The organism is Bacteroidota bacterium (genome assembly GCA_040388375.1).
Classification (GTDB): Bacteria; Bacteroidota; Bacteroidia; order UKL13-3; family UKL13-3; genus JAAFJM01.
In genome coordinates this window covers 377,764-399,114 of record JAZKBU010000004.1, presented here as the reverse complement: position 1 = coordinate 399,114, position 21,351 = coordinate 377,764, and the positions used below count along the sequence as shown (strand labels likewise).

The 21,351-nt window shown below is 35.1% G+C and carries 21 protein-coding genes; 12 read left to right on the top strand and 9 right to left on the bottom strand.

The features are described from left to right. Nucleotides 1–42: 42 nt before the first annotated feature. Both ricT and V4538_07440 read left to right on the top strand, forming a co-directional pair. Complete coding sequence (ricT, locus tag V4538_07445) at nucleotides 43–1,362, top strand: regulatory iron-sulfur-containing complex subunit RicT (protein MES2380859.1); 1,320 nt, start codon at nucleotides 43–45, stop codon at nucleotides 1,360–1,362. After that, on the top strand, nucleotides 1,346–1,849 hold the full coding sequence (locus tag V4538_07440) for a gliding motility lipoprotein GldH (GenBank protein ID MES2380858.1): 504 nt from the start codon (nucleotides 1,346–1,348) through the stop codon (nucleotides 1,847–1,849). The genes ricT and V4538_07440 overlap by 17 nt, the downstream gene beginning before the upstream one ends. Nucleotides 1,850–1,860: 11 nt before the next feature. On the opposite strand, the gene V4538_07435 is transcribed toward V4538_07440, so the two are convergent. Further along, on the bottom strand, nucleotides 1,861–2,550 hold the full coding sequence (locus V4538_07435; protein MES2380857.1) for a c-type cytochrome domain-containing protein: 690 nt from the start codon (nucleotides 2,548–2,550) through the stop codon (nucleotides 1,861–1,863). Between the two features lie 525 nt (nucleotides 2,551–3,075). On the opposite strand from V4538_07435, the gene V4538_07430 reads away from it, so the two are divergent. Together V4538_07430 and accD are read left to right on the top strand one after the other, a co-directional pair. After that, a complete protein-coding gene (locus V4538_07430) occupies nucleotides 3,076–4,128 on the top strand; it encodes a class I fructose-bisphosphate aldolase (GenBank protein MES2380856.1) in 1,053 nt (350 codons plus the stop codon). 72 nt (nucleotides 4,129–4,200) lie between these two features. Further along, complete coding sequence (gene accD / locus V4538_07425; protein ID MES2380855.1) at nucleotides 4,201–5,067, top strand: acetyl-CoA carboxylase, carboxyltransferase subunit beta; 867 nt, start codon at nucleotides 4,201–4,203, stop codon at nucleotides 5,065–5,067. A 37-nt stretch (nucleotides 5,068–5,104) separates the two neighbouring features. Here accD and V4538_07420 read toward each other — a convergent pair whose 3' ends face one another. Continuing rightward, on the bottom strand, nucleotides 5,105–6,184 hold the full coding sequence (locus V4538_07420) for an AMP-binding protein (GenBank protein MES2380854.1): 1,080 nt from the start codon (nucleotides 6,182–6,184) through the stop codon (nucleotides 5,105–5,107). Then, nucleotides 6,184–6,744 (bottom strand): aminoacyl-tRNA hydrolase, encoded by a 561-nt coding sequence (gene pth, locus V4538_07415; GenBank protein ID MES2380853.1) that lies wholly within the window; start codon nucleotides 6,742–6,744, stop codon nucleotides 6,184–6,186. Before pth ends, V4538_07420 begins: the two co-directional genes overlap by 1 nt. 115 nt (nucleotides 6,745–6,859) lie before the next feature. On the opposite strand from pth, the gene mutL reads away from it, so the two are divergent. From mutL to V4538_07400, 3 genes are read left to right on the top strand one after another with little or no spacing between them, the layout of a single operon-like run. Beyond that, nucleotides 6,860–8,707, top strand: a complete 1,848-nt coding sequence (gene mutL, locus V4538_07410; protein ID MES2380852.1) for a DNA mismatch repair endonuclease MutL — start codon at nucleotides 6,860–6,862, stop codon at nucleotides 8,705–8,707. A gap of 13 nt (nucleotides 8,708–8,720) precedes the next feature. After that, nucleotides 8,721–9,476 carry a rhomboid family intramembrane serine protease gene (locus V4538_07405; protein ID MES2380851.1) on the top strand — a complete coding sequence of 252 codons (756 nt, stop codon included), beginning with the start codon at nucleotides 8,721–8,723 and terminating at the stop codon, nucleotides 9,474–9,476. An 18-nt stretch (nucleotides 9,477–9,494) separates the two neighbouring features. Further along, the gene (locus V4538_07400) at nucleotides 9,495–10,376 is read left to right on the top strand and encodes a rhomboid family intramembrane serine protease (protein ID MES2380850.1); all 882 of its coding nucleotides are present in this window, start codon (nucleotides 9,495–9,497) and stop codon (nucleotides 10,374–10,376) included. A 70-nt stretch (nucleotides 10,377–10,446) separates the two neighbouring features. Here V4538_07400 and V4538_07395 read toward each other — a convergent pair whose 3' ends face one another. Continuing rightward, nucleotides 10,447–12,138: a DUF4139 domain-containing protein gene (locus tag V4538_07395; GenBank protein MES2380849.1), complete on the bottom strand. Its 1,692-nt coding sequence runs from the start codon at nucleotides 12,136–12,138 to the stop codon at nucleotides 10,447–10,449. Between the two features lie 79 nt (nucleotides 12,139–12,217). On the opposite strand from V4538_07395, the gene V4538_07390 reads away from it, so the two are divergent. Then, nucleotides 12,218–12,838 carry a sigma-70 family RNA polymerase sigma factor gene (locus V4538_07390; protein MES2380848.1) on the top strand — a complete coding sequence of 207 codons (621 nt, stop codon included), beginning with the start codon at nucleotides 12,218–12,220 and terminating at the stop codon, nucleotides 12,836–12,838. Further along, nucleotides 12,817–13,875 carry a hypothetical protein gene (locus V4538_07385; protein ID MES2380847.1) on the top strand — a complete coding sequence of 353 codons (1,059 nt, stop codon included), beginning with the start codon at nucleotides 12,817–12,819 and terminating at the stop codon, nucleotides 13,873–13,875. The genes V4538_07390 and V4538_07385 overlap by 22 nt, the downstream gene beginning before the upstream one ends. 18 nt (nucleotides 13,876–13,893) lie before the next feature. On the opposite strand, the gene paaD is transcribed toward V4538_07385, so the two are convergent. Beyond that, the gene (paaD, locus tag V4538_07380; GenBank protein ID MES2380846.1) at nucleotides 13,894–14,379 is read right to left on the bottom strand and encodes a 1,2-phenylacetyl-CoA epoxidase subunit PaaD; all 486 of its coding nucleotides are present in this window, start codon (nucleotides 14,377–14,379) and stop codon (nucleotides 13,894–13,896) included. 31 nt (nucleotides 14,380–14,410) lie between these two features. Then, complete coding sequence (locus V4538_07375; protein MES2380845.1) at nucleotides 14,411–14,914, bottom strand: MarR family transcriptional regulator; 504 nt, start codon at nucleotides 14,912–14,914, stop codon at nucleotides 14,411–14,413. A gap of 125 nt (nucleotides 14,915–15,039) precedes the next feature. On the opposite strand from V4538_07375, the gene V4538_07370 reads away from it, so the two are divergent. Genes V4538_07370 through V4538_07360 form a run of 3 tightly spaced genes read left to right on the top strand, consistent with a single transcriptional unit; the run spans nucleotide 15,040 to nucleotide 18,961 of the window. Beyond that, complete coding sequence (locus tag V4538_07370) at nucleotides 15,040–16,080, top strand: HlyD family secretion protein (protein MES2380844.1); 1,041 nt, start codon at nucleotides 15,040–15,042, stop codon at nucleotides 16,078–16,080. 1 nt (nucleotide 16,081) lies between these two features. After that, nucleotides 16,082–17,656 carry a DHA2 family efflux MFS transporter permease subunit gene (locus V4538_07365; protein MES2380843.1) on the top strand — a complete coding sequence of 525 codons (1,575 nt, stop codon included), beginning with the start codon at nucleotides 16,082–16,084 and terminating at the stop codon, nucleotides 17,654–17,656. A 15-nt stretch (nucleotides 17,657–17,671) separates the two neighbouring features. Continuing rightward, nucleotides 17,672–18,961: a TolC family protein gene (locus V4538_07360; GenBank protein MES2380842.1), complete on the top strand. Its 1,290-nt coding sequence runs from the start codon at nucleotides 17,672–17,674 to the stop codon at nucleotides 18,959–18,961. A gap of 90 nt (nucleotides 18,962–19,051) precedes the next feature. Here V4538_07360 and paaC read toward each other — a convergent pair whose 3' ends face one another. From paaC to paaA, 3 genes are all read right to left on the bottom strand, one after another. Then, nucleotides 19,052–19,801, bottom strand: a complete 750-nt coding sequence (paaC, locus tag V4538_07355; GenBank protein ID MES2380841.1) for a 1,2-phenylacetyl-CoA epoxidase subunit PaaC — start codon at nucleotides 19,799–19,801, stop codon at nucleotides 19,052–19,054. Between the two features lie 31 nt (nucleotides 19,802–19,832). Further along, on the bottom strand, nucleotides 19,833–20,207 hold the full coding sequence (locus tag V4538_07350) for a hypothetical protein (protein ID MES2380840.1): 375 nt from the start codon (nucleotides 20,205–20,207) through the stop codon (nucleotides 19,833–19,835). A 99-nt stretch (nucleotides 20,208–20,306) separates the two neighbouring features. Further along, entirely contained in the window at nucleotides 20,307–21,296 is a 990-nt protein-coding gene (paaA, locus tag V4538_07345; GenBank protein ID MES2380839.1) for a 1,2-phenylacetyl-CoA epoxidase subunit PaaA, read from the bottom strand. Nucleotides 21,297–21,351: the final 55 nt, after the last annotated feature.

Sequence of the window (21,351 nt, the reverse complement as noted above, 5' to 3'; positions counted from 1 at the left end):
AAATTTTTTGATGTTTAATTATTTAATAATAAATAAAAGTAAATGGGTTGTTCAAGCGGAGGCTGCAGCACGGGTGGCTGCTCAAGTGGAGGGTGTAGCACCGGAGGGTGCAATAAATTAAATACATACGATTGGTTAAGCGACATAGTAATGCCGCCACATACAAAACCTTTTGACGTAGTAGAAGTACGTTTTAAGGGCACGCGTAAAGAATATTACAGAAACTTACATAATCTTGATATAACCAATGGTGATACCGTTGTTGTTGAATTAGAAAACGGTTACGATATTGGTGTAGTAAATTTAAAAGGTGAATTAGTAAAACTACAATTAAAAAAAGTAGGACTAACTCCTGAAAGTGAGCATATCAAAAAAATTACCCGCAGGGCTAACGAAACGGACGAAACAAGATTTAAAGAAAATAAAGAGCTTGAAATTCCAACCATGTTTAAAGCACGTACACATGCGCTACAACTTGGCCTTAACATGAAGTTAAGTGATGTGGAATACCAAGGAGATAGAAGAAAAGCTACTTTTTACTATACCGCAGAGGAGCGAGTGGACTTTAGAGAACTTATTAAAAAATTAGCTGATGAGTTTAAAGTGCGTATAGAAATGAAACAAATTGGTTACCGCCAGGAAGCGGGCCGTTTAGGTGCTATAGGTAGTTGTGGACGCGAGTTATGTTGCAGTACCTGGTTAACCGATTTTAAAATGGTTCATATCAATGCAGCACGCTACCAAAATTTATCTATCAATCAGCTGAAACTTTCAGGGCAATGTGGTAAACTAAAATGTTGTTTAAACTTTGAGTTAGATGTTTATCAGGAATCGCTTAAAGATTTTCCTGAAAAAGACAATACTATATTGGAATTTGCCGGTGATTTACGTTACCGCCAAGTAAAGTCAGACATACTAAAACGAACCTTGTTTTTTGCGCCAACTGGCGAAACAAGTGGCGAGTGGATTGAGCTAGGTGTAGAAGCCGTTAACCAATATATTAGCCAAAACAAAGAAGGTATAAAACCTGATTTGGTGGTAAAAGTTAAAACGCAGGTTAATAAAGTGGTAGAGCTGGAGTTTAAAAACGATATGGGAATGGATAGCGTTACGCGTTTGGACGATAAGGATAAAAAACGCAATAACAATAATAGAAACAAAAACAACAGGAACCATAAACCTAACAACAACAGACCTAATAATAATACTTCTCCTGCAAATGCAGAAGCAAAACCAAATAACAATGTGGTAGCTACTGCAGAAAATGGCACTCCAACTAAAGCTGCTTCCCACAAGCCGCGCTATAAAAACAAAAATAATAACAGGCCCAACAATAATAAACCCAATGATAAAAAAGAGTAAACAAGCCTTTATTATAATTTATTTTTTAGTTGCATCGTTCATCATTACTTCTTGTGCTGATGAAAACCGTTTATTTGATGAAAACAAAGAAATACCAGCTTTAGCGTGGGATTACAAAATGCCTTTACAGTTTGATATCAATATTTCTGATACTACTAAATACTATAACCTGTTTATTAACCTGCGTATAAATGGCGACTATAAGTACAGCAATTTGTTTATGTGGGTTAGCGAAACCCTACCGGATAAATCGGTAAGTAAAGAGCGTGTAGAATTTGTTTTAGCTGACGACAGGGGAAAATGGTTGGGCAAAGGCTTAGGCAATTTATACAGTTACCAATTACAGTTTAAACCCCGAATGAAGTTTAAACAACAAGGCATTCACGTATTTACACTGGAGCAAAACATGCGCGATGATATTTTACAAAATGTACAAAGTGCCGGAGTAAGGGTAGAATATTGGAGCAAAGAATCTAAAGCCTGGTAAAGCAGGTTTTCTTATTGAGGGCAATTATTAGCCGCCCAAATTTTTATTTTCCTTATATTACAAGTGCTTAACATAGCGCCTCCCTGTGGCATAAACTTACAGCCGGTATTGGTTATGGAACAAATTAAGTTTCCGCTAAGCGTTTGACTTTTCACATCGCTATAATTATCTAAATTTATATTACCTTCTTTATTACCTGTATTGTGGCAAGCTTTGCAATACGTATTCATTAAAGGAACTATATGTGTACCGTAGGCTACATTGGTAGTATCGCAATTGCTGGTATTACAAATGGTATTCCTTCTTCCTTCCTTAATCCATTTTTTAATTAAACTAATATTGGCTGTATCCATACGTGGCTGAGGTGGTGGAGGCATTCTTTTTGATTCTTTTGTATGGGTAATATATTCAATCAAATCGCCATCTTTAGCTAACTTACTAATAGCTGAATAAGTTGTTAAGTTTAAATCTTCCTCTTCAGTAATAGGGTCGTGACAGCCGCTTTGCGCACAACTAGAAGTAATTAAAGGCAATATTTGCGTATTAAAGCATACCGAATCGTAAGTTGGTGTAGGTGTTACGGGTGGGTTGTTATTGGTGGTATCTTTGGTTATAATTATTTGAGTGGCTTCGTGTTTACAGGTAGCTAATAAAAAAACAGCAAATACTATTAATGCAAAAGTTGTAAAAAGGTTTTTCATGAATTATCTTAAAAAATAAAGCGCCAAATTTAAGGCAAACCAAATGGCTTTACAATTATTACTAAGTTAAATAAAACAGGAAATACAATTCTATTTGGTTCTTAAATAAACAAAATATCTCCCAAAATGAAACAAGAACATTAATGAATGTTTTAACTAATGCCTTGCAATCAAACTGTTACAAAATGGGTGAAGTTATTGCTACCTATTTTTTACTTCATCGGTTCTAGATAAAACTAATAATAAATAAATGTAATTGATAATGTTATCAGTTTTGATTTGTTAAGTGGATTACTAGACAGAAGCCAACCAATAACCAAAAGCCCTATAAATAAACTATTACGCCTCACTTTCCAATAGGAAGTGGGGTGTTTTGTTTTTACCAAAATACTCTCCATAAGCATATTAAAATATTTAATTTCCAACTGCTTACAAGCATGCCTGCAAAAAAATGATATATTCATAAAAATGCATAAATTGCACCGCTCAAAAATTTAAAAACTATACATTTTAAAAAATAACACTATGTCGAAAATTGTTGAATTACTTGGCGATAAAGCCGATTACTATTTAAATCACGAAAGTAAAACTATTAGCAAATCAAATATTCATTTACCAGGTAGCGATTTTGTAGATCGTATTTTTGCACAAACCAACCGTACTCCACAAGTATTGCGTAGCCTTGCTCAATTATATGGTAATGGTCGTTTAGCAAATACCGGTTACATGTCTATTTTGCCTGTTGATCAAGGTATTGAGCATTCTGCCGGAGCTTCATTTGCACCAAATCCTGCTTTCTTCGACCCTGAAAATATTGTTAAATTAGCTATTGAAGGTGGTTGTAATGCGGTTGCTTCTACATACGGAGTATTGGCTTCTATGTCGCGCAAATACGCACATAAAATTCCTTTCATTGTTAAAATTAACCACAACGAGTTTTTAAGTTACCCTAATAAATTTGACCAAATTATGTTTGGTTCAGTTGATGAGGCTTACAATTTAGGTGCTGTAGCAGTAGGTGCTACCATTTATTTTGGTTCTGATGAATCAGGCAGACAAATACAAGAAGTAGCTGCTGCATTTGAACGCGCACATGAATTAGGTATGGCTACTATTTTATGGTGTTACTTACGTAATAATTCATTTAAAGTAGATGGTGTTGATTACCATGCTGCTGCTGACTTAACAGGTCAGGCAAACCATTTAGGAGTAACTATTCAAGCTGATATTATTAAACAAAAATTACCTACCAATAATGGTGGTTACAATGCTACTAAACACGGTAAAACACATGCTAAAGTATATAGCGAGTTAACTACTGACCACCCTATTGATTTAACCCGTTACCAAGTAGCTAATTGCTATATGGGCAGACAAGGTTTAATTAACTCAGGTGGAGAAAGTAAAGGTGCAAGCGATTTAGCTGAAGCAGTAACAACAGCAGTAATTAACAAACGTGCAGGTGGACAAGGTTTAATCAGTGGTCGTAAAGCTTTCCAAAAACCTATGAACGAAGGAATAGCTTTATTAAACACTATTCAAGACGTTTATTTAGATAACAGTATTACTATTGCGTAATTGCAATCAGGCTTTTGGTAGCTTCATTTTTCTATTGGGTTACCAAAAGCTTAAAGTTATAAACTACAAAAAATGAGTTGGTTTAAAAGAGTAAAAGAAGGAATCACGACATCAACGTCTGATAAAAAATCAGTACCAGATGGATTGTGGCATAAATGCTCGCGCTGTAAAAAAGCGGTATTGAGTTCAGACCATGCAACAAATAAGTATGTATGTATGCACTGCAATTACCACGATAAAATAGGCTCGAGAGAATATTTTGAAGTATTGTTTGACGAAGGCACTTTTCAAGAATTATTCAGCCAGATAAAACCTACTGATCCTTTAACATTTAAAGATACAAAAGCATACAAAGATCGCTTAGCTGAAACCATTAAAAAAACAGGAATGGATGATGCCATGCGTGTAGGTGTTGGAAATTTAGATGATATGCCACTGGTAGTAGCTTGTATGGATTTTGGATTTATTGGTGGAAGTATGGGAAGCGTGGTAGGTGAGAAAATTGCCCGTGCTATTGATTACGGACGCGAAAACAGAATTCCGGTTATGGTTATTTCAAAATCAGGCGGAGCACGTATGATGGAGGCTGCATTCAGTTTAATGCAAATGGCCAAAACTTCGGCTAAACTAGCTTTGTTAGGTCAGGCAGGAGTACCTTATATAAGTTTACTTACCGACCCAACCACAGGTGGTGTTACAGCATCATTTGCTATGCTTGGTGATGTGAATATAGCAGAACCTGAAGCATTGATAGGATTTGCCGGACCACGTGTTATACGTGAAACCATTGGTAAAGACTTACCAAAAGGTTTTCAAAGCTCAGAGTTTTTATTGGAACATGGCTTTGTAGACATGATAGTACCACGTACGCAACTAAAACAACAATTAAGTACGCTATTGCATCTTTGGGCTGAAAAGCCTTTTGCAAAAGCTGAATAATAAAAAAGCTGCCTCAAAAGGGCAGCTTTTTTTATGTTTACTTTATTTGTAACATAATTTTATTTCTATCTAGTTTTTGGCTAAGTGTATAAAAAAAACGAGGTACTTCTACCATTTCCTTTGGTACCTCATAAGGATGTAGCACTTGCTTTAAAGCTGTTTGCAGGCTTTCAAATAATTGTTTGGCAAAAGCCCCTTGCTTTATTACTAAAACTACTTTCTGCCCCAATAAATCATCAGGAATACTGCTTATAAAAAACACTACGTTTTGTATCTGTTGCTGGTTCAAATAAATCAATATTTCTTCTTCAACCTTTAAAGCATTTACTTTAAAACCACCGCTGTTAATGATGAAATCATAGCGCCCAACCACCATAAAAGTTTGCTTGCTTATAATTACAATATCATTGGTTTGTAACCACTTATTTTGGGTAACTATATTTTTAATTTTTAAACAATGGCGTTCATCTAAAGCTATAAAATTATTTGGCAATAAATGAAATTCAGCATCACGTTTAATATTACGCAAAGCAATATGACTAAGGGTTTCGGTCATTCCATACGTGTGCCATACTTCGCAATCCAACTGCTGAATAGCTGCATTTAACTGTGCATGTATGGGTGCTCCACCCAATAATATATGTTTAAATTTGTTCAATATGCCTGCCCCATTTGCTTCTGCTAAAATTACTTGTATTTGCATAGGCACTAAGGAGGTTATGGTGTACGCATGGTTTACATCTATAGCTTGAAATGGATTGCTACTTGGACTTACAATAGTTATATCAGCATTGAGCAAAATAGCACGTGCTAGAAGCATTGCCCCGGCAACTAAACCTATATCTAAACAAATAAAAAAATGGTGTTTATCATCCACTAAATTTAAGTACTCAATAGTTTGCGTAGCTGACCAAACAACATCGGATTTTGCAAAAGTAAATGCTTTTGGAATGCCTGTACTGCCTGAGCTATGAAAGGTAAAGGGCTCTTCTTTATACCATTTTTCAATAAAGAAAAATGCTTTTAGTTGGTTGTTGTTTAATTGGGTTGTATCAATTGTTTTTAAATCGTTTAACGATTCAATTACAAATGGAATATGGTTAATAAATAAACGCATTATTTATTAAACTCATTCATGGTTTGCGCTAAACCTCTAAAGGCAAAAGACTCCACGGCATCAACCGATTTTTGAATAAGAAATGGTATTTCTTTTTTTTCATCGGTGCTCCACTGCCCCAATACATAATCAATTTGTCGGCCTTTTGGGAAGTTGTTGCTAATACCAAATCTTAGTCTTGGGTAGTTTTGGGTATTTAAAACTTCGGTAATATTTTTCAATCCATTGTGGCCAGCATCACTACCATTTCCACGAATACGAAGTTTGCCAAAATCTATGGCTAAATCGTCCACCAAAACAAAAATATTTTCAATAGGAATTTTCAATTCCTGCATCCAAAAACGAACTGCTTTACCACTTAAATTCATGTAAGTAGTAGGCTTTATAATATGTAATTGTCGTCCTTTGGTATTTGCTACAGCATATTCTGCATGCTTGTTTACATCAAAACTAACCTGGTGTTTTTGTGCCAATACATCGGCAATATCAAAACCAATATTATGGCGCGTTTGCGCATAATCAGCACCTATATTTCCTAAACCTACTATTAAATATTTCATTGATTAATGGTCAAATATAATAAAGTAAAAAATGAAGCAATCTATTTTGCAAAAAATATGCATAAACTTTATTTCATATTGTGCTTATTTTATCGGTTTTTTGTGTTTAATAAATATGTCGGATATAATAAAACTCTTACCTGAGCACGTTGCCAATCAAATAGCTGCTGGCGAAGTTATTCAACGCCCAGCAAGTATTGTAAAGGAACTGTTGGATAATAGTATTGATGCTGGTGCTACTCATATACAACTCATTGTTAAAGATGCAGGAAAAGCATTGGTACAGGTTATTGATAATGGTAAAGGCATGAGTGAAACGGATGCACGTATGTGTTGGGAAAGACATGCTACTTCAAAAATTAATTCCATTGAAGATGTATTTAAAATAAAAACCATGGGCTTTAGAGGAGAAGCACTGGCTTCGGTAGCCTCAGTAGCGCAGGTTGAACTAAAAACCAAAAGGGCTGATGATACCATTGGTACTTATATTTTAATTGAAGGAAGCCATATTGTTAAACAGGAAGCCATAGCGCAAAATGTAGGAACAAGCATTGCTGTTAAAAACTTATTTTTCAATATTCCTGCACGTAGAAATTTCTTAAAGTCAAACCCGGTTGAATTCAGGCATATAGTGGATGAGTTTACAAGGGCTGCTTTGGCTAATCCGCATATTGCTTTTGATTTGTTTCACAACGATGATAAAATACATAGTTTAAAACCTACTGATTTAAACCTGCGCATTATTGATTTTTTCAGCGACAAGAAAACAGAAAACTTATTGCCATTTACGGAGGAAACTACCATTATGAATGTAAGTGGATTTATAGGAAAGCCTGAAATAGCTAAAAAAACCAGGGGTGAACAATTTATTTTTGTGAATAGCCGTTTTATAAAAGATGCTTATTTAAACCATGCCATTGTAAGCGGTTTTGAAAATATTATTGCCAAAGACCAATACCCTTTTTACTGCATTAATATTGAAATTGAACCATCGAAAATAGATGTAAATATACACCCTACAAAAACGGAAGTTAAGTTTGAGGACGAACGTAATATTTACCAGATTTTACGAGCCATTACCCGCAAGGTATTGGGTGAAAATTTCAGCTCCCCTTTGCTTGATAACAGCTACGATGACAACCAGTTTTTACAAACTGATTTATACAACAAACAAGTAACTCATTTTAAAAATATACAAGGCCCCGAAACACAAACTGCTGCTAACAATAACAGCTTTGGCAAAAACGAATTGTTTAAAACGGAATATGCCAGTGCCCGCAATTTTAAAAAACAACAAACTACCAATTGGGAAGATTTATTTAAAATAGCGCAAAGTGATTTACCAACTGAAAATAATGATGTTGACACACAACAGGTGCTTATTAACCATAACGAAAACCAAACGGGTCAGCAATTTTTACAAATACAGCAAACGTATATAGCTACGCAGATTAAAAGTGGTTTGTTATTGATTCATCAGCAGGCGGCACACGAGCGTATATTGTTTGAAAAATATTTAATAGCCATACAAAACCAACCCATAGCCAGCCAGCAAAAGCTATTTCCAAAAGCCATTACTTTAAATACGGCTGATGAAAGCATACTATTGGAAATAATGCCGGAGATACGCACGCTGGGGTTTGATGTAAATGAATTTGGTAAAAATACTTTTGTGGTAAATGGTGTACCTGCCGAAATGCAATACAACAATGAGCAGGAATTATTGCTTGATTTAATAGGAAACTATAAAAACAACAAAAGCCAAAGCGAAAGCAAACACGAGCTTATTGCCAAAATTTTAGCCAAAAAGGCAGCCATTAAAGCTGGCACTTTGCTTGCCAATGATGAAATGAACCGTTTAGTAGATGAACTTTTTGCCTGCAGCGAACCTAAATATTCGCCTGATGGTAAAGCTTGTTTACTTACTTTAAACATGGCTGAACTGGCCAATATGTTTAAATAAAAAATAAATAAAAATGTATAAACAATACCGTCCACCTAGCCATAATGTATTACCTATTGCGGTAAAAAACTTATTAATTATTAATGGCTTATTTTTTTTAGCTACTTACGTTTTACGAGATAGAAACGTAATTGATTTAACAAAAATATTTGGCTTGTACTACCCTACCAGCGTTAATTTTAAACCTTTTCAGTTATTAACGTATATGTTTATGCATGGTAGCCTGAACCATATATTTTTTAATATGCTTAGCTTATGGATGTTTGGCTCTACCATTGAAAACTTCTGGGGCTGGAAACGCTTTAGCATTTATTATGTAGTAACGGCCTTAGGTGGCGCATTATTATACTTAGCCGTTAAGTATTTTGAGTTTAACCATTTAAAAGGTTTGTTACCTGTTGATGTATTTAATCAGGTAATTACCGAAGGGGCTGAAGTACTGAACAAAGGATATAATTTTACTGACGCCAATGCAGCGAATCTCAATTTGCTTATTAATATTCCGGTAGTGGGTGCCAGTGGTGCTGTATATGGTGTTTTACTGGCTTTTGGTATGATGTTTCCGAATACGGAAATAATGATGTTGTTTTTTCCTATTCCTATCAAGGCTAAATACTTTGTAATTATAATGGGAGCGCTGGAACTGTTTTCGGGAGCCAGTAACAACCCGGGTGATAATGTTGCCCATTTTGCCCATTTAGGCGGTATGCTATTTGGTTTTATTTTGATTAAATACTGGAACAAAACAAACAGAAGAACTCTTTATTAAGATATACGTATGTCTTTAATGGATGATATAAAATATAAGCTGAATAGCCATCATGCGGTAACACGTATTATTGCTATTAATGTAGCCGTTTATTTGGTTTTTGCTTTGGCTTATGTACTGTTTTGGTTGTTTCAGGCTACTCCGCTTATTGCGGGTGCAGAGCAATATTTTTTTCTGTATGCCAAGCTAAGTAACTTTATTAAACAGCCTTGGGGAATTGTTACTTACATGTTTTTTCATGCGGGCTTTTTACACTTGCTCTTTAATATGCTTTGGTTGTATTGGTTTGGTATGTTGCTGCATGAATACTTAGGCAATACGCGCGTATATCAAACTTATTTTATTGGTGGCTTATTTGGTGGCCTTTTGTATATTTTAGCTTATAATGTTTTTCCTGTATTCAATGCCAATTTAGACGGTTCTTATGCATTGGGTGCATCGGCAGGTGTATTGGCTGTAGTGGTGGCTACTGCTACTTTATTACCTCGTCATACTATATTGTTATTTGGTATTATTCCTTTACAGTTAAGGTATATTGCGCTTGTATCTGTTTTAATTGATTTAGTTAATATTCCTACTGATAACCCCGGAGGCAGAATTGCCCATTTGGGTGGGGCGCTTTCGGGTTTCTTATTTATAAAATATTTGTATACCAATAATACTTTTACCAATGGCATGCATCAGGTAAGTGAAAGCATCAAAAAAATATTTAAAACCAAGGCTAAATCAAACCTTAAAGTGCATCACAAAGCAGCAAAAGGTAATGTAACTCCACAAGCTCCTTTTAACAAACCTAATCAAGCTGATGTAGATGCTATATTAGACAAAATAAGTAAGAGTGGCTATGAAAGTTTAAGCAAAAAGGAAAAAGAGATTTTGTTTAAAGCCAGTGAAGACTAACATATTGAACTTATAAAACAGAAAGGACTTTTCAATCAGTTGAAAAGTCCTTTCTGTTTCTAGTTTAAACCTACAAACCGTTTACCGGCTTGTTTTTAGGGTACCTTATTTCATAAGTAAAGGTAATTTTTTTACTCTCTTTGGCTCCTAATTTTATATGCCATTTCAGTTTACCGGTTGGTTCATCCAGCTCTGCTTTATCGCTATCTATTAAATTTACCTTAATCTCTTCTGTTCCCTGCACTATTGGAATCTGATCTTCCAAATCCATTTCAACCGTTATGCCTTTGGTATTTCTAATGGCTATTTCTATGGTACGTATTTCTACTTTTTCGTTGTCAATAAACTTCACTTTAAATTTCTCTTTTATTTTTTTGCGTGATATTGCAATTGTTTTATCTCTTCCCAAATTTACACTTAATGTATCAGTATTGCTGCTGGCATCTAATAGCATTTCACCAACGTAGGTACCATCAAAATATAATCGTGCATTACCGGGTATAATATTCAGGTCTTCCCAACCTACAATTTTTGCTTGTAAAAAAGCATCTTCACTTAATTTAGGAACAGCTGCAAAAGCCAGTAACATAGGCACCGAACGCTGGTTAATTAATACCCTGTGTGATCTTCCATCGCTGGCAATATTATAGTTCAACTTTATTTCATATTCCATCCTAATCAGGTTTTGTGTTACATAAATATAATCGGTTAATGGTTTTTCTATAATGGTAGCGTTCGCACTTGCATTATACTCCCGTTTCATACCATCATTATCTGTTGTCGTTTGTTGTGATTTTGACTCTACCGTAGCCTGAACAGGCACTAATGTATTTGATAAATAGTTAATGCTTCTTGTTTGTTTAAACTCTAAAAAACTAAGGTACCAAGGTGTTAATTCTGGTTTAAAATTGGCTTCATTTGGGTTTGATGTACTTAGCGTTAAGCTGGTATTTTTCCAATCTAATCCTGAGTTCTGCACTACATCAGCAAAATACCTTAACTGAAAGTTATTGGTTTGTGTAGTTGCCTGCAAATCGTACTGAGGCACCCAACTAGCCTCGGCAATTAAATAGTTAAAGTTTACTTGAGCTGGGCCTGCAGTTTCAGCAAAAATAGTTACCACCACCTGATTGGTTGGCTGCGCTTCTTCTTCGTTTGTTTCGCCATTGCTATTTTGCAAATTAATAAGCAATTCGTAGCGTTCATTTAATTTATTCAATACTTTATTACACTTGGCTTTGTTCTTTTCTATCTTTAGTTCCTGCTCATATAGTTCATTCAGTTTGGCTCTTAAAAAAACAAGGCTCTCCCGCAACAGCAGCAAAGAATCTTTCATGAGTTCTCCTTTCATTAGTTTATTATTGAGCAGTAAATTTTTCTCGGTGCTTACTACAATCGATTTGTTGTTTAACTCTGTAGCTAAAAATTTAAAATCTTCTAACGAGTCTAAAACATGTGCTATTTCTCTTTCATATGTTTTAACTATTGTTGGCCTTTCTTGATATTTAATAGTATGCCTCACTTCCATTACGGTAGCCTCCCTACTATTGGCTTGCAGAGAAGTAGCATTTATATTGGGCGAAATATTTTCAAAAACTATATCGTTGATACCGACAGATAAATTAACCGTTTCGTTGTAATACAAATGAGCACCTTGCAGGTAAACAACTGCTTTTTGCAATTTTGCTTTAATAGGCCTGGTATTTTCGGCTAACATTATTGTGCTGCACAATAATGCCATACTTAACATTTTTAGTTTCATGTGTTAAATTTTTAATGGTTTTACCTGATAGATACTTTTAGCGTTTATATTCCATAAAAAAAATTCATATTTGTTTTTTTTGATAACTAAAACATACATACAAAACGATGAAGAATTGGTAATACTGTACCAAAGCACCAAAAACAATCTGGTACTTGGCGAGTTGTTTAAACGCCACTCTTTAATGTGTTATGCAGTATGTTATAAATATTTAAAAGATGAAGACAAGGCTCACGATGCCACCATGAGTGTTTTCGAAAAATTGTTTATTGATTTACAAAACCACCAGATAAATAACTTTAAGAGTTGGCTGCATACGGTGTGTAAAAACTACTGCCTGATTCAACTGCGTAAGCCCAATGTTTTAGTAAGTATTGACCAACAGGAAGAAGAAAATGAAAGTTTTTTTATGCAATTGTCAAACATTATGAATCATACTGATGACAAGCATGAAAAGGAAGAAAAATTAGTGGCTTTAGAAGCAGGCATTTTAACACTCAAGGATAAACAACGGGAATGCATTGAACTATTTTACTTAAAACAAAAAAGCTATACTGAAATAGCAGAGCAAACCGGCTATACCGTTAATGAAGTAAAAAGCTATATACAAAATGGCAAACGCAATTTGAAAATACTATTGGAGGAAAAAGGAATAACACTAGGTTTAGCATTATTAATATGGGTACTACCACGTGCATAAATAATACTATTTGGGAAGCTTACGCTAATAAAAGCATAAGTAAAACCGATATGATTTACATGGAAAAACATGTGAAAACATGTGAGGTATGTGCCGATATTAAAGATGGAATTGATGCTATGGATAATCCATCTCAATTAATGCAAAAGGTAAATACCATTAACCGGGAAATTGATATTTTAGTAGATGCAAAAAAACAGGTTAGTAAAAACAATTGGTACTGGGCTATTGCGGCTTCGCTAATGATTAGTTTTGGCCTTTTAATTTATAACTATATACAGCTACCTCATGGAAAAGTAGCATTGAATGAAGTAAATAAAGAAGAAGAAAAAAAACCTATACTAACTGAAGAAAAAAATGTTGCTCTTCAAAGTGATACTGTTATAAAAAATGAAATTGCATCTGATATTTTAGCAGAAAATAACAGTAAACCGAAGGAAGAAATTATTACACTTAAAAGAAATATTAGCGAGCCTGCACCTGCTGTGGTTGAACAACAACTAGCATTTGCAGACGATGTAGCAACAACTGGTAAAAATAACGATGAGGCAAATAAGGAAATCGTATTAGTTCCTGAACAAATAAGCTCTAACGCTACTGCAACTAAAGCAGAGGAAAAATTAAAAGCAGAAACTGATTTTACAGTAGTAACAAAAAGTTTTAAAGATAAAACCGCCAGTACTCCTGCTGCATTATCTAATAACAATTACGCTGCCTTTTTTAACAATAATAATTTAAACTTAACGCTTAACGATTCTGTTTCATTTTTTCAGGTATACAAATTGGATTCGGCAAACTTTAGCAAAGCACAAATTGCCTATAACAAAAATAAATTTGACAGCTGTTATATATGGCTAAGCAATATAGTTGACAATCCGAATGGATACTTGTATGAAGATATTTTATGCTTAAAGGCTAACAACTTTATTAAACAAAATAAAATTAATGAGGCTAAGCAAGTATTAAAGCAATTAATAAAACACAAAGGGAAAAAGCAAAAAGAAGCAACAGCTTTGCTTAAAACAATTACACGCTAATAGCAGTAATATTCAAACCTACACTACAGGTTTAAACTGTTCAAATGCCTGTAAGCAACTATTACAGTAGTGCATAGAACGACATAAGGTAGGACCGAAAGGTGTTTTCATTTCGGTATTTGCGCTTCCGCAATGGGGGCAAACACTGGTTTCTAATAATTCATGGGTAATTTCGCCCTGATGTTTGGGTGGTGGAGCTAAACCATGTTTTTTTAAACATAGTAAACCGCGTTCTGTTAGTTTATTACTATTCCAGGGTGTATCAAAAGTAGTACTAACGTTTACAGTTGTTATGCCAATTTCTTTTAATCTGTCGGCCACCATATTCTCCATCATTTTTATAGCGGGACAACCTGTAAAGGTAGGTGTCATTTCTACATACACATTGCTTTCGCCACGCACCTCTACTTTGGTAATTATACCCATATCTACCATACTTAAAGTAGGTATTTCAGGGTCTTTAACAACCTCTAAAGCTTCCCAAATTTCTTGTTCAGTCAACATAAATTATAAAACAAAAGTAGTTTAAAATGGTCTAAAAAACTTGTAATAGCTTGCCTTCATTTTTGGCTTCATGGTGCTGTACTATTTTAAACATGCATTCTATCATAATATCAAAGTTTTTTGTTCCCACTATTTCTTTGTACTCTTCTGATAAAACAATTACACAACTTTTAGTATCAACCACTAGTTTTTTTCCTTTTGGGGTCAGGAATATCAATGAAGCACGTTTATCATCTGCATGTTTTTCTACACGTATAATACCATGTTGTAATAACTCTTTCACTACTTTACTCATTGCCTGCTTGGTTACTTTGGCTTTTAATGCAATTTCATTATTGGTACTGCCTGTATTGGAAATATTCATAATAAATGGCATATAGCCCATTTTAAAATAGCTATACCCATGCTCAAAAAGCTGTTCATTGGCCCAGTTATCAAAATAACGTTTCCACATATTCAATAAGCGCCCTATATTTTTAGGGTTATGCATCTGCAATGTTTTTTCTTCTTTTCCCGTTAATTCAATTGTTTTCATAACCATTTCAAATTTACTAAAATACCTAGCTTATTTGTTTGCAATGTTAAGAAATAAAAAATAATTAGTCAACCTACTTGACTTTTATAGTCAACCTAGTTTACTTTGTGCCCTCAAAATATTTTATGGAAACAACAACACAACCTAAAAAGAAAAAAGCCCCATTATTAATTTTTGGTACGCTGGGTGTAGCCTTAGCTATTTTTGGCGGGTTTAAATTATATCATTCGTTTACACACGAAAGCACTGACAATGCGCAAATTGAAACCAATGCCATTCCTATAGTAAGCCGTTTGGCTGGTTATATTGATTCAATAGCCATTCAGGATTACCAAACTATAAAAGTAGGAACGACATTGGTAACCATTGATAAACGTGAATACGTTATTGCAGTAGAGCAAGCCAAAGCTGATGTGCTTTCGGCACAAGCCGATTTATCAAACGCCAATGCACAACTGGTAAGTGCCAATGTAAACAGCCATGTGGTAGAAGCTAATTTAGACGTTCAGAAAGTACGGCTTAACAAAGCCAAAGCTGATTTGGAAAGGGATCAAAGTTTATTCAAAGACAACTCCATAACTCGTAAACAATTGGAAGATAGCAAGGCTAATTATGAAACTGCTCAAAAACAATTCCGTGCCAACCAAGACCAAGTGAGTTATGCCGAATCACAAATAAGAAACAGTCAGGCACAAATTGAAAAAGTAAACGCTTCTATTATTGCTAAAAAAGCAGCATTGAGCAATGCGCAATTACGCTTAACTTATACTACCATAACAGCTCCTGCATCCGGCAAAGTAGGTAAAACCAATTTACAACCGGGACAATATGTTCAACCGGGACAATCGTTATTTACCATTGTAAACAATGAAAATTACTGGGTTACAGCTAATTTCAAAGAAACACAAATTGAAAACTTACACGAAGGAATGGATGCTGAAATTAAGTTGGATGGTTATCCGAACTTAAAAGTAAAAGCAAAAATTATGAGCTTAAGCGATGCTACAGGTGCTCGTTTCTCCTTACTTCCGCCTGACAATGCAACGGGTAATTTTGTGAAGGTAACACAACGTGTACCGGTAAGGTTATCCATTGAAAATATAGCAGAAGTAAAAGCGTTTTTGAAAGCCGGTTTAAGTGTAACTGTCGATATTAAAACAAACTAGCATGTATCCTACCGGTATAAAACGGGCCATGATTGTTTTTACAACCATATCGGCTGCCATTATGGAGCTGATTGATACGAGTATTGTAAATGTGGCTCTTTCGCAAATAAGCGGAAACTTAGGTTCCACTATTGAAGATACATCGTGGGTGGTAACAGCCTATGCCATTGCCAATGTAATTATTATTCCAATGACCGGATTTTTGCAACGCTTTTTCGGTCGCAAAAACTACTACTTAACTTCTATTTTCATATTCACTATAGCCTCTTATATGTGTGGCAATGCCGATAACTTATGGATGTTGGTGGCCTGGCGTTTTATTCAAGGTGTAGGCGGAGGAGCATTGCTCTCTACCTCGCAGGGCATTTTGTTTGATGCTTTTGAACCTAAAAAACGTGCCATGGCTTCAGGCATTTTTGGTATGGGTATAGTACTTGGCCCTACTATTGGCCCTACCTTAGGTGGGTTTATAGTTGATAATTATTCATGGCCTTTGATTTTCGATATAAATATTCCTTTTGGCATTTTAGCCGCAATACTTACCATTACTTTTATTGATAGAAAAGAGGATGAATTAAACATTGACCGAAAAGCTATCAATATTGATTATTTTGGCATTGTGATGCTTATTATTGGTGTAGGCTCGCTGCAATATGTATTGGAAAAAGGCCAGGCTGACGATTGGTTTGAAGATACTAATATTAGAATTTTAACGGTAACGGCTATAGCTGGCTTAGGTACTTTTATTTGGCGACAGCTACATGTAGAAGTACCTATTATTAATTTAAAGGTGCTAAAGAACAGGAATCTTTTTGCCAGTAATATTCTCACTTTTGTGTGCGGATTCGGCCTCTTTGGTTCTGTGTTTATTTTCCCTGTATTGGTTCAGCGGATTATGGGTTATACACCTACAGAAGCTGGTTTATCTATTATTCCGGGAACCATCATAGGTTTATTCTTAATGCCTGTTATTGGTAAAACACTAGGCTCAGGAACCCCTCCTATTGTATATGTAATTATTGGATTTGCTTCATTTATTATTCATGGTTATTTATCATCATTAGCCACTGCTGAAGCAAGCAGAGCATGGTTTGCCATTCCTCAATTGTTTAGAGGAATTGGAACAGCCTGTTTAACGGTTCCTTTAATTAACCAAGCAGTAGTAGGTTTGGCTCCAAAAGATTTGCCCTCCGGAATAGCACTCACCAATATGTTAAGGCAGTTGGGCGGTGCCTTTGGTATCGCCATGATGAACACTTTTGTTATACAACGTTTTGCCATACACAGAACTGACCTAATAGCCAATACTGCTTCTAACGATCCTGAAATGTTGCAAAGAATAACATCATCGACCCAAATGTTTTTAAGCAAGGGATTTAATAGTTTAGATGCACAGCAACTGGCTTATCGCTCTATTGACAATACCATAACTAGGCAGGCATTTTTATTATCTTACCTTGATTCATTCCTGCTGATTAGCTTATTCTTTATAATAACTATTCCTTTTTTATTCATGCTTCGTACCCAAAAAACCAATAAAGAAACTTTAGCAAAAATTGCCGAAGAATCGCATTAAATATACTATCAAACAATGAAAAAATATATCATCGTATTTGTTTTATTATTAAACATTATCAACTTAAAGGCGCAACAAAACAGTGAGTTAATGAGCCTCATCAATGAGTCGTTTAATTATTATCCCAAATTAAAAGAATTACAACAAGCGGAGTTAATAACGGCTGAACGTTTAAAAACTACACAAAGCAATTACCTGCCAAACGTAAACGGGTCGGTTAGTTATAATTATGTTGACCCTATTAGTCAGTCTTCATTCCCTGTAGGGCCCGGTGTTACACGTATATTGCAGTTTCAGCCCAATAATAATTTCAATGCCAATATTGCTGCCAGTTATGTGTTACTTGATTTTGGTCGCTTAAAATCCACTGTTGAAAAATCGAAGGAAGAGCTTAACTACAGCAAACAAAATACACAATACAATAAAGTTCAATTGGCTGCACAGGTAGCCAACATTTATTACTATGTGGTTTATTTAACAAAAGCTGTTGCCATACAGGATAGTGTTATTAATTACTACAAACAAAATAAAATAGTAATTGAAAGTCGTTTAAAAAATGGTGATGCATTAAAGGTTGATTTATTCAATATTGATGCAAGTATTGACAACGAAGAAAACCGCAAAGTTGATTTAAAAAACTTACTGCAAAAACAATCGAACCTACTGGAGTTTACTACGGGTAAATCAAGTATTCAATTAACTCAATTTGACTTTAGCGTAAAAAATGGCAGCATTGATGATTATATTAAATTAGCTGAAAGCCAAAACAGTGAATACGCTTTGGTTAAAAGCAAAATTACACAAGCTCAATTGGATGTAAAATACAATAAACGCCAACTCACACCAACACTTAATGCCAGTGCCAATGCGGGTTTTAAAAACGGCTATCAACCTGATATTTTTGAAAACAGATTTAATTATCTAGCAGGCTTAAGCTTAAATGTTCCTATATACAGTGGTGGTAAAAACAAATCGCAGGTGGCGGTAGCTCAACAATCGTTAAAACAAACTGAATACAGTTTACAAAGTTTAAATAATTTATACCGTAAAGATATTAAGCAAGCTATTACTGATGTAGCCAGTAACGAGGAACGCTTAAAGAATGCCGAAAGCCAGATTAAATCAGCACAATCGGTATTGGAGTTAACGCAATCAAGGTACAGGAATGGTGTAGCTACTTATCTGGATTTAAACTACGCAGCCAATGGCATTCAAAGAGCCGCATTGAGTAAATTACAATTCGAATACCAACTATGTGTTGCTAAAATTGAATTGGCAAAACTGTGTGGCGAAAAGTATTGGTAATGGCCTTTAATAATTTGTTTGTTTACTTTTTCTAAAACAAAAAAGCTACTGTTTCAACAGTAGCTTTTTGTTTTTATCTTTAATTATTGTTTACCATTCAGCGTTTGGCTCAATTTTAAACACTTCGCTCATTTCATTTACCAGTTGCTCTAAATGCTCTGTATGGTAACCTGTTCTGCCTCCTAAAACAGGTGCCCAGTGTTTTTCATCAGGAATTTTTAAATTGGCTTTTTCTATAAGAGGAGTGATAACGGCTAACCAACGATTTTTTAAAGATACTTCACCTTCAAATACATTGTTGTCTATTAACTCTTTCTCCAATTTACTTTCTTCAAATATACCCAATGCATAATTCCATGCATGATTTAAAGCCGTTTGCATACGTGCATGGCTTTCCTCATTTCCATTGCCCAATTTGTTTAACCAAATATCAGCATGAAAAACATGGTATTTTAACTCGCCTTTTATTTTACGTGCTACCTTAGCCAGTGGTTCAAAACTACTGTTGGCTAAGTTATCAAAACGCAACTGGTCTGCGTGGTCAAACAAGAAATGACGTATGGTTGAAAAATCATAATCATCGTTTGGCAACTCAAGCAACTGTGCATTGTGAAACTGTTTTGCTTCACGCATAAATGCATTCGTATCCGGCTCTGCTTCGCCTAATTCATGCAGTATTTGAAACAAGGCTTGTGAGTGACCAATTTTATCCTGTGCCATTGATGAGAAAGCAATATCCTCTTCTAATATTGGGCCTAATCCTGTCCATTCACTGTTTCTATGACCTAATACCAAAAGGTCATCGGCCATTTTATATAATAATTCTTTGATGTGTTCCATGTACTTAAAATTGTAAGATTTGAATTCGCGATTAAACTGCCTTATTCTCTTTCTTATATTTATTAATCTTATCCATTACTTTATACCCACCTGCTTCGCGGTATTGTTTCTCAGGCGTAGTTTCAAAAATATCCTGGTCTTCGTATTCGGTACAAAAAACATTGCTGGTTTTTACCACCCAAATATTAGCTGTTATACCGCGTCTGCCAAATTGATCTTTACCAAAAAGTAAAGCCATTTCTGCATTAGGGGCATGCACAATACCAACGTGTACATGTTGGTCACCACGTTTTTTTTGATGAAATACTTCATACGTTTCCCAATTATCCATATCGGTTAATGGCGCAATGGTATTGTCTTCTGCTATTTTTTCCCTCGCTATCCTCGGGTCTAATGAGTTTATCATTTCTTTATTATTACGTGTTATCTATTGCGTGTTGTTTTTTATTAATTATTTGTTTTAACTCTTCATAATTAATATTCAACCCGAAATAATCAATAAGTCTTAAGCTAATGGCAATACATATTTTTCTGACTTGTTCAATAATGCCTGGCGCACCCAACGGCCTTTTTCTTCAGCCATTCTGCGCACCGCTAAACGCTCTGCATTGCATGGGCCACCACCATTGATTACGCGTTTAAATTCATCCCAATCCGGCTCGGTATAATCCCATTTACCTGTTTCTTCATTTTTCTTCAAATTAGCATCGGGAACAGTTAAACCTAAATCCCAAATTTTGGGTACATACATGTTTAAGAATTGTTGACGCATATCATCGTTAGTAGCCATCTTCACTTTCCACTTCATTAGTATTTCTGTATGGCTCGAAATTTTATCGCTTGGGCCAAAGAAATGCATAATAGGTGGCCACCAACGGGTTAATGCCTCTTGCACCATTTTGCGTTGTGTAGGTGTTCCTGTAGCCAATGTTACTACATTATCGTGTCCGTATTTTAAATGGAAACTTTCTTCTGTGCAAATTCTATCTAAGGCACGGCAATAAGGGCCGTAACTTCCTTTGGCATTGGCTACTTGGTTAATAATAGCTCCGGCATCAATTAACCAGGCTATAATACAAGCATCAGCCCAGGTATATGCAGGATAGTTAAATACGTTTGAATATTTTGATTTACCAGTAATTAAATCGTTAATCATGGCTTCGCGGTTTTTACCTAGTGTTTCTGCCGCACTGTATAATAGTTGTGCATGACCAACTTCATCCTGTACTTTAGCCATTAAAGCCAATTTGCGTTTAAAACCGGGTGCACGGGTAATCCATGTTCCTTCTGGTAAAGCACCAATAATTTCTGAATGACCGTGTTGTTCAATCATCCTGATTAATTGTTTTCTGTACTCACGCGGCATCCAATCTCTTGGTTCAATTTTTTCGCCACGTGCAATACGTGCTTCAAATTCAGCTAATTTAATTGGATCCTCCCCATCAATAATTGATTTGGGTTTTTCGTTTGGATCGATGTAAGCATTTCCGTACATATATTTTTTTCTTAGTTGTCAGTTGATAGTCCATGGACCATAGTCTATTGGCTAT